The organism is Micromonospora sp. NPDC049903, from assembly GCF_044460945.1.
Classification (GTDB): Bacteria; Actinomycetota; Actinomycetes; order Mycobacteriales; family Micromonosporaceae; genus Micromonospora.
The window spans coordinates 1-8,631 of the sequence record NZ_JBITKL010000025.1 but is presented as its reverse complement, the minus strand read 5'-3'; the positions used below and the strand labels follow the sequence as shown (position 1 = coordinate 8,631).

At 70.3% G+C, this 8,631-nt stretch carries 7 protein-coding genes; 2 read left to right on the top strand and 5 right to left on the bottom strand.

Annotated features, from left to right (window positions below; translation table 11 throughout):
• A partial coding sequence (locus tag ACIBO1_RS26755; RefSeq protein WP_396751172.1) for a hypothetical protein occupies positions 1-1,947 on the bottom strand: 1,947 nt, incomplete at its 3' end.
• Positions 1,948-2,169: 222 nt separating this feature from the next.
• Here ACIBO1_RS26755 and ACIBO1_RS26750 point away from each other — a divergent pair.
• The gene (locus tag ACIBO1_RS26750) at positions 2,170-3,093 is read left to right on the top strand and encodes a hypothetical protein (protein WP_396751170.1); all 924 of its coding nucleotides are present in this window, start codon (positions 2,170-2,172) and stop codon (positions 3,091-3,093) included.
• A gap of 495 nt (positions 3,094-3,588) precedes the next feature.
• Here the strand turns inward: ACIBO1_RS26750 and ACIBO1_RS26745 are convergent, their stop codons facing one another.
• The 4 genes from ACIBO1_RS26745 to ACIBO1_RS26730 form a co-directional block, all read right to left on the bottom strand.
• A complete protein-coding gene (locus ACIBO1_RS26745; protein WP_396751168.1) occupies positions 3,589-5,088 on the bottom strand; it encodes a hypothetical protein in 1,500 nt (499 codons plus the stop codon).
• Positions 5,088-7,058, bottom strand: coding sequence for a ParB/RepB/Spo0J family partition protein (locus tag ACIBO1_RS26740; protein WP_396751166.1), 1,971 nt, complete (start codon positions 7,056-7,058; stop codon positions 5,088-5,090). Before ACIBO1_RS26740 ends, ACIBO1_RS26745 begins: the two co-directional genes overlap by 1 nt.
• Positions 7,055-7,468 carry a hypothetical protein gene (locus ACIBO1_RS26735; RefSeq protein ID WP_396751164.1) on the bottom strand — a complete coding sequence of 138 codons (414 nt, stop codon included), beginning with the start codon at positions 7,466-7,468 and terminating at the stop codon, positions 7,055-7,057. The genes ACIBO1_RS26740 and ACIBO1_RS26735 overlap by 4 nt, the downstream gene beginning before the upstream one ends.
• 87 nt (positions 7,469-7,555) lie before the next feature.
• Complete coding sequence (locus ACIBO1_RS26730; protein ID WP_396751162.1) at positions 7,556-7,954, bottom strand: GntR family transcriptional regulator; 399 nt, start codon at positions 7,952-7,954, stop codon at positions 7,556-7,558.
• Positions 7,955-8,041: 87 nt separating this feature from the next.
• On the opposite strand from ACIBO1_RS26730, the gene ACIBO1_RS26725 reads away from it, so the two are divergent.
• Positions 8,042-8,548, top strand: a complete 507-nt coding sequence (locus ACIBO1_RS26725; protein WP_396751160.1) for a hypothetical protein — start codon at positions 8,042-8,044, stop codon at positions 8,546-8,548.
• Positions 8,549-8,631 lie beyond the last annotated feature (83 nt).

The window sequence follows — 8,631 nt, the reverse complement described above, 5'->3', positions numbered from 1 at the left end:
CTCGACCAACGCCCACGCCTGCAAGCTCGGGTCGGTGATCGAGCGGGCGAGGGCTTCGGCGCGGTCGGGGTGTCCGAGGGTGGCCCAGACAGCGGGCAGTCCGGTGGGGATGTGGGTGTTGCGGTCGGTGAGGTTGGTGCGGCGGATGCACAGCCGCAGCATCGCCTCGAGGTCGGGTCCTGGCCTTGTCAGGATGAGATCCTGGCAGGTGGTGATCTCGGTGAGGGCCGCGGCGTCCCCGCCGGTCAGGTCCAGCATTCGGTCGTGGCGGGCGGGGTCGGTGACCAGGTCGAGCAGGCGGGGTAGGTCGCCGATGCTGGCGAGCAGGCGGGGGTAGCCGCGCAGCAGGTATTCGGGGGTGCCTTCAGGCCATCGTTGTTGCTGGTAGGCGTCGGCCCAGGTGTGTAGCTGCTGGCGGTAGCCGTGCAGGCGGTCGGGGCCGATCCGTTCGACGGCGGTGATCCGCAGTTCCTCGTGGCCCAGTACGTACACGTCGGGTTCACGGCCGGGCTGCCATCTACTGGTGCGGGGGTTAAAGGAACGTCCGGCCACGGTGGCCAGGTGCTCTTGGACTTGCCAGAGGGGCTGGCCGGTGAGCTCGGCTAGGTCCCGGGCGCTGAGACCGCCACCGGCGGCGGTGAGCAGGCCGAGCAGGTCCTGCTCGGTGCGGCTGCCGTTGAGCAGGTGGGCCAGTTCGCGTTGCATATCCTTGCGCACGACCTGGGCCTCTGAGGACACGGTCAGCTTGTGAATCACGGCTGGGTCGTACAGGGGATGGCCTGGGGGGACGTCGTCGGGGACTGGCGGGTTCGGCCGGCCGGCGACGATGATCCGTGCCCCATGCGGGGGTTTCTCCGGTAGCAGGGCGGCGATGCTGTGGGCGTCAGGTCCGGTGGTGACCCCACGGTCCTCGTCGAGGCCGTCGACGAGGAGCACCAGATGTTCACCGCGGGCCTGGCACCGCTCGGCGGCCCGATCCAGCAGATACAGGAAACAGTAGTCGCGGGAGGTGTCGGTCAACGTGGGCATCGGCTCGTCGAGCAGCTCGGCGAGTTGCTCGACCACGGCCTCGATGAACGCGGCCCGGTCGCTCTGCCCAGCGAAGCGGGCGGTGATGAAGAACGACACGACCCGAGCTGTGGCAGGGGGATGAAGCGCAAACCAGGACATCAGCGCCGACTTACCCGCCCACGCCCCGGCCCGCCAGTACCAGTACCCGCCGACGTCAGGGGTGGTGCAGAACGCGGACATGTCGGTGAGCTCCTGGTCCCGGCCGACCAGGTGCTCGGGGGCGATTCTGACTACCTGCCACCGGTACGCCGAGCGGGCTGGCACCACCGACCCGGCCGCTGTCACCGGCAGCGGCGCCCGGCTGTGGTGGCAGACGTTGTACGCCCACCACAGGCCCTCGTCATCCGGGGCGGCCCAACCACCACCGTCATGGGTGATTCGCTGCGGCCGCTGCCCCTTGACCCTGTCCCGCAAGGACGAGTGCAGGTGCCGCGTGCCCAGTGTGGTACCCGCGGTCGTGATCCCCGCCCGCAACACCTCGATCATGATGCGGGTGACCGCCCCACCGAACGCCGGCTGGTCCGCGCTGGAGGTCAGCATCTCGTACCGGTGCGTGCGCCGACCCAGCCCTACCTGCTGCCAGGTGGCGGCCTGTGCCGCACCCACACCGGCATGGCAAGTGTCCAACAGCACCAGTAGCCCACCCAGGTTCGGATGATCCCGCAACCCTTCCTTCAATAGATGCGACACGTGCACGTCAGCGTCGAAGTGCCCCCGGCCGCTGCCATTGGCGGGCAGGAAGTAGAAATCCTCATCGGCGGCGATGCCGTGCCCGATAAACGCCAGCACCATCACCGACCCGTCACCGTCATTCGCCCGGGTGAACGCCGCCCGCACCGCCCCCACCAGCACCTCCCGCGACGGGTCGATCAACACGGGCTCATCCCCTGCTGGCTCACATCCGCCCAACACCGGGTCGGTCAAGACCTCCCCCAGCTCATGAGCCAATTTCGGCAGGAAACTCAACGACGGTGCGGCCGCGCACTGCGAGCCGATCACCAACACCAGCCGACGCGCTTGCGGGACACTCACCCGGCCACACTGCCAGAGCGACCCCACCTATCGACATCCGACCCACGTCCACGAAGGATCTGAGGCATGGCCCGCATCGTTCTCGTCCACGGCGTCGCCCAACAGCAACGCTCCGCCGACGACTTGGAAAACGAATGGCTACCGTCACTGGCCGGCGGGATCCGAACCGCCGGCCAGCCCGGCCTCGCCGACCAACTCTGGCCGATCCAGCCCACCGACCGGTGGGCTCGTATGGCGTTCTACGGCCATCTGTTCCTCACCCCCGACCAGCAAGGTGACACCGCCAACCTCACCGATGCACAACGTGAGATCGCCGACGAGATCGCCCTGGACTGGCTCACCAACGCCCTGGACTCCACCCGAGCCCGCGACGCCGGCACCGCCCGTCAAGAACTCGACGCCCTGCACCACGATCCCACCGACGCCCAAGGCATACCCGGCACCACCGCCCGCGCCCTGGCGGCGCTGGACCGCATCCCCTGGATCGGCAACGCCGGCTTTCACCTCGCCGCCCGCCACGCACTCATCGGCCAAGCCGTGCGATACCTCACCGAACCCGCCATCCGCCGAGCCGCCATCGCCAGCGTCCACGCACACCTCGACAACGACACCCGGGTCGTGCTCGCTCACAGCCTCGGCTCTGTCGTCACCTACGAAGCCCTCCACGATCGGCCGCAACCCCTGCCCCTGCTCATCACCATCGGCAGCCCTCTCGGCCTGCCCTCAGTGATCCGCCGCCTACAACAACCCCCCACCTACCCGGCAGGCGTGCACCGCTGGATCAACCTCGCCGACCGCGACGACATCATCGCCGCCCGCCCGCACCTGACGGCCATCTTCGACAAGGAACGCCCACCCACCGCCACCTTCGACAGCACCTACACCGTCGACAACGGTGCCGAACCCCACCGCGCCACCTTCTACCTCACCAAACCCACCATCGGCCACGCCATCGCCAAGGCATTGCACACCGACGGCAGCGATCACTGACACCGGCCGGTGTCGAAGAGACCGGTCAGAACGAACGCGTTCATCTCGACGCGGACCGCAAGTGGTGACGCTGGCCGGACGGCCGGGAGAGCCGCTAGCAGGTCGGACAGCAACCATCGAATGGCGACCCGGCACCTCCACTGCAGGGACGCAAGCACGCCGGGACGTCACCCCAACCGGACACGGATGGCGACCATGGCCACCTGCGTGACTCCGCGCCGTCCGACCCGAAGAGCTGCACCCTCTAGAACCTGGCCGCCCGGTCCTGCGCGGCCAGTAGCCGGTCCTGCTCGGCGGAGGTCACCCGGGACCGCGTCGGAGACTGGGGTATGACCTGGACATCCCGGGCAGCGCCAAGGCCGCATCACGGGCCGCGTCGATCCGTACGGCGACGGCTGGCTCGCAGGCCGGGAGCGGCCCGGCCGACGTAAACAGCGCCGGCCGGGACACGCCCGTGGTACAGGTCGCCGAGGACCCGCACCCGTCGCGATGTGGTCAATGCGGTTGCCCGTCGGCGAAGTCTGTGGCGAGCCGATCACGCCAGGCCCGCAACTGTCTGGGGCTGACGGTCATCTCCACCGCCGTGGCCCCATCACCGATCTCCAGGAGGAAACCGCGCTCGTACTCGAAGTCGGACCAGTCGATGTAGCGGGCGCCGTTCTCCTCCGGCCAGTAGGCGCCGAGCGCCTCGGCGAAGTCGTCGGCGCTGATGGTGGCGGTGAGTGCGTCGTGCAGCTCGCGGAGCTGGGTCGGGTTGAGGTCGAGACTGACCGCGTCACGGCCAACGCTGATCGCCAGGTTCCGGCCGCCGTCGGCCGTTCGCGTCGACCAGTCCAGGTAGGGAGCGTCCGCGCCCTGGCCCAGGCGCAGCACACTGCGAGCGTCGTGGGCGAAGGTACGCAGCCTGTCGGCCAGGTCGCGGGCCTGGATCGGGGTGTGCTGGGCGGTGTACGGCTGCCAGTAGTCGCTGTCCGGGCTGTCGTTGCCCTCGACTCCGGTGACCGCGACCCGGGTCGCGCCGTCGTGGTTGACCAGGTCCATCCACAGCGTCCCGGGGTCGCCACCGGCGTGGTCGATGGTCGCGGTGGTGACGTGCCGGCGGGTCGACGGGTCGGTCGCGGGCTCCTTGTCGCGCAGCAGGGCGAGCAGGTCCCGCACAGTCACCGGCAACTCGTCCTCACCGATCGCCACCTTCGCCCCGGCCAGCTCGCCGTCCCCGTCGACAAGGTGCTCCAACCGCTGTGCCGCCCGGCTCCACTTGGTGGGCGTCGCCGGCTGGTGGCCGGCCTCGGCGAGGTCGGCCAGCTCGTCGAGGTGCCGGGCGGCGGTCTCGGCCTCAGCCGGGTCCAGATGCGGCGGGTGGTACATCCCGGGCTGTGCGTACTCGTCGCCGGTGGGCTGCTCCGCGCCGGTGACGGGGTGCCACGGGTGTGGGGAGGTGCCGACCGCGACGTACCGGCCGCCGTCCCACCGGTCACCGCCGTCGCCGTAGTCCATGAGGGCGAGCGTGGTGGCCGGCCCGGCCACGCTGGGCACCTGGTCGGTGCCGTGGCAGGTGTCGCCGTCGGCGACGCCGAGCACGTCGCCCACCTCGGCCGGGTCGGACGGCGTGCTGGCCACCGGGCTGGCGAGGCCGCCGGGGGTAGTCGGGGCTGGGGTGGATCCGTCGCCCATCAGGATCTCCTTGCTCGCCAGGGTGCCGGCGTCGGCGACCGCGTCGGCGACCGCCCCGTCGTGGTTGTTGAAGTCCGTCAGGGCGGTCCGGAGTTGATCGGCGGCGGTGGCCACCGCTGCTTGGGCGGTGCCGCACGCCCGGCTCGCGTCACGCAGGTGCTCCACCGTGGAGGGCTCCATCTCCAGCGTCTCGTACCGGTCTGCGGCGTCGCTGAGCACGCCGGCGATCCCGCCGATCTCGTCGACCCGGTCTCCGGCGGCGGCGATGGCGGTATGGAACGCGGTGCGGATCTCGTCCGGGCCGGTCGCTTCGAGGATCATCAGCACTCCCCGGTCAGGTCGGCGAGGTACTCGACGCCACCGGCGTTGTCGGCGCGGGCGGTCCAGCCGTGGCACGTCACGCCCGCCTCGGTCAACACGCCGGTGGCCCACTGGCACGCCTGGTCGACGTCGTCGACGCCGAGGGCGTCGTGGTCGGCGTGCTGCTTGTCGTCGGCCAGCAGCAGCCACACGTCGTTGACCGTGTCGCGCAGCAGGCGCCACTGCCCCGCCCTGGACGTGACCAGGGCGGTGTTCCCGGCGTGCACGGCGATGTGGGCGGGTTGGTCGGGCAGCAGGTGCCCGTCGGTCCAGCCGGTGACCTCGATCCGGTGCCGGTCGGCGAGCAGCTCGACGGCCCACGTCTGGGCGGCGTCGACGTCGGTGGGGTCGGTGAGGTGCTCGGCGTACGCGGCCGGCTCGTCGACCTGTAGGTCGTAGTGCAGCACCCAGCAGCACGCGTCCTCGGCGTCGTAGACCAGCGACACCCGCTCCGGAGCATCGGTCTGCGTACCGGGCTCCGGACGGACGGTGTCGGGCTCGACCTCCGGCGGGGCGATGGCGTCGACCCGGGCCTGCTCCCACTCGCTCAGGGTGTAGCCGGCGTCGTCGACCAGCCGGGCCAGCCACGCCGCATCGGCCGCGTTCCACGACGACCGGTAGGTGGCCCGGAGCTGGACCTCCCGGCGGGCCAGGCCGAGAGCGTGCGCCGCGTGCACCCGGGTCGGCCAGTCCGCCCGCCTGATCTCCTCCCACCACCGGTAGTTCGGCAGAGCCGGGTCCGGGCCGACACCAGCGGCGAGCAGCCACTTGTGGGCGAGCTGGGCACACTCGTTACCCGGCGCCCACAGCCACGCGTCGACGATGTCCTCCGCGCTGCGCGGCAGCTTCGGCGGCCGGGCGGCCAGGATCGCGGCGGCCTCGGCGCGGGCGGTCATCGACTTGCGGCGTTCCCGCTCGTCGGTGATCCGCTGCTGCTCGGCCGGGGTGCGGTTGTCGGCCGCCTTCGGCTTGACCGTGGAGTAGTAGGTGACCTGTCCCCAGGAGTTGACCTCGGCGACCACGGTGCCGTCCTTGCGGGCCTTCGTGATCGCCTTCGCGCCGTCCAGGCGGAGTTTCCAGTAGCCGTCACCGAACCGCTGCATCGCGCTGTCGATGACCGGCACACCCTCGTCGGCGACCTTCTTGCGCGCCGCGTCGACCGTCTCCTGCCGCTCCCGGTCGCGTCGGACCTGGTCGACCAGTTGGGCGGCGCTCCAGTGGTGCCGGCGGTCGTCGCGCAGCCCGTACGCGGCGAGCAGCAGCTCCTGGTCGTCGCCAGCGGCGTCGACGAACGCGAGCGCGTCCTTGATCTGCAAGGCCGGACTGTCCCGCTCGCCCTCCTGGTCCTCGCCCGGTGGGGCCTGCCCGGTCTCCAGCTCGACCAGCATCGACTCGGGCAGGCGCAGCAGTTTCAGGCGCTTGGAAACGTGCGACTGTGAACAACCGACCTTCGCCGCGATCTGCCGCTGGCTCCGGCCGGCGGCTTCCTGCTCGGCGAACGCGCGGGCTTCCTCGACCGGGCTCAACGGCGACCGGGCGATGTTCTCGGCGGTCATCACGTCGAGCTGCGCGAGCGGGTCGTCGGCGATCGCGTCCTCGCGCACCAACACGTTCAACAGAGCGTCGGGGTCGTCTCCGTAGACGTGGCCGGCGGCGGTACGTCGGCGCGCGCCGACCAGCACCACCCACTCGGCGTCGCCGAGCTCTCCCGCGTGTGCCGGCCACGCGGCGGCGACCCGGGCGGCGGGCAGCACCACCGGCGGTTGGATCACCCCCACCTCGCGGATCGACGCCTCCAGATCGGCGAGGTCGCCCATGACCTTTCGGGGGTTGGCCGGGTGAGTGGCCACGCTGGCCAGCCTCACCGACTCGGGTCGCATCGGCGCCACGACCGCAGCCCGTGATTCCGAGGAATCGACCACGTCGGTCATGCGCTCTCCCCGACGGTCGTGGGCTCACCGTCGCGGACGACGATGCCGGCGACGGTGACCTGGTCGCCGTCGATGAGGACCGGGTACTCCCCCGGCTGGACGGTCGACCAGTCCTCGATGTCGGCCAGGTCCTCGTGCAGGAGGCAGGCTGCCAGACGGGGCCGGCAAGCCAGGGGGTGTTGCAGCGTCCACCGGTCCTCGCCGAGCACCAGGACGTGCTCGTCGCGGCCGAACGCCGGGTCGATCGCGACGACCGCGGCCTCCACCGTGGCGATGGCTCGCTGCGTGCAGGCAAGGCAGGGCGGTGCGGCCAGATCCGGGTGGTCATGGCCGCACAGTGCCAGCACCGCCGCGTTGACGACGTGCTGCGGCACGAAGGCCGAGAACACGGGTAGTAGAGCGTGGGACATGATGGGGGTAGCTCCTTCCAGGGAGTTGGAGCGGGGCGGTCCTGGGCTTTAGTCGGTTTCGGGGCCGCCTCGCATCCTGGTGCGGGTTCAGTCCAGGTGGCTCATGACCCGGGTGAGGGCTGTCTGGGTCTGGGCCAGCGCGACACGCAGCTCGTCCAGGGCCTGCTTCAAGGTGGCCGGGTCACCCGGCGATCCGGGCAACGCGGTGACGAACGTGCCGCGCCCCTGAACCGGATTGAGTAGCCCTTGGTCGGCCAGCACACGCTGCGCCTGACGGATGGTGTTCAGCCCTGGGACCTCGTACTCCTCCTGCAGGTCACTGATGCCGGGAAGCGTCGTGCCCACGGGCCACTCACCGGCCGCGAGCCTGCGGCGAAGGTCCTCGGCGATCTCCTGGTAACGGGGACTACGTGTCATGACCGACCCTAAGACCTCTGAGACCTCATAGGCAATTAAGTAGGTTGATTTTTTCTTGGCGATCTTCATCGTGTCCGGGGTGGCTAGCGTCGGGTCGCTCTGGCACGCTTGCGCGGCAGTGACACAGGGCAATCTCTTCGTAACGGAGGATCATGCGTGGAAGGACCTGCGGGCCGCCGGCGACTCGGCATGGGCGGAGTGGGACGACTGCTGGGTGTACCCCGGCTGACCGTGTGGTGGTGGGTCAAGACCGGAAAGCTGGCCTCGACCGGCTTCGACGACGGCCAGATGTGGTGGTCCGAGGATGACGCCTACGAGTGGGCGCTAAGCCAACGCGGGAACCAATGGTCGGGACGAGTGCCGGTCACAGCCTGGCCGTCGATGCCGTTGAACGCCGCCTTCGACACCACAGTGGAGCTGCCTGGCGCCGTCGCGCTGCGCTGGCATACCCGGCAGGGCCCGGTCCACCTGGTGTGGCCGCTGCCCACCAGTCGGCGCGCACCACACCAGCAGTGGGCCGAACAACTCACCCCCCGCCGTGAGGGCGCGGTGGTCGTGGTGTCGGGCGGGCTTTCGCTACGGCACGGACCGGAACTCAAGGGACTGTTACCCGGACTGCCTGGCCGCACCTACACCCCGACCTGGATCGAACTAGTGCCGTGACCATGAAGGTTCGGGGTGTTGGGGTCAGGCTGCGCGGGTGGCGGGTTGGCCCCAGCGTCGTTGGCGTTCGCTTCGGATGCGGG

Excerpts from the sequence above, each read along its gene's own strand:
- ACIBO1_RS26750 (WP_396751170.1), top strand. The coding sequence starts at position 2,170 with ATGGCCCGCATCGTTCTCGTCCACGGCGTCGCCCAACAGCAACGCTCC.
- ACIBO1_RS26745 (WP_396751168.1), bottom strand. The coding sequence starts at position 5,088 with ATGATCCTCGAAGCGACCGGCCCGGACGAGATCCGCACCGCGTTCCAT.
- ACIBO1_RS26740 (WP_396751166.1), bottom strand. The coding sequence starts at position 7,058 with ATGACCGACGTGGTCGATTCCTCGGAATCACGGGCTGCGGTCGTGGCG.
- ACIBO1_RS26735 (WP_396751164.1), bottom strand. The coding sequence starts at position 7,468 with ATGTCCCACGCTCTACTACCCGTGTTCTCGGCCTTCGTGCCGCAGCAC.
- ACIBO1_RS26730 (WP_396751162.1), bottom strand. The coding sequence starts at position 7,954 with ATGAAGATCGCCAAGAAAAAATCAACCTACTTAATTGCCTATGAGGTC.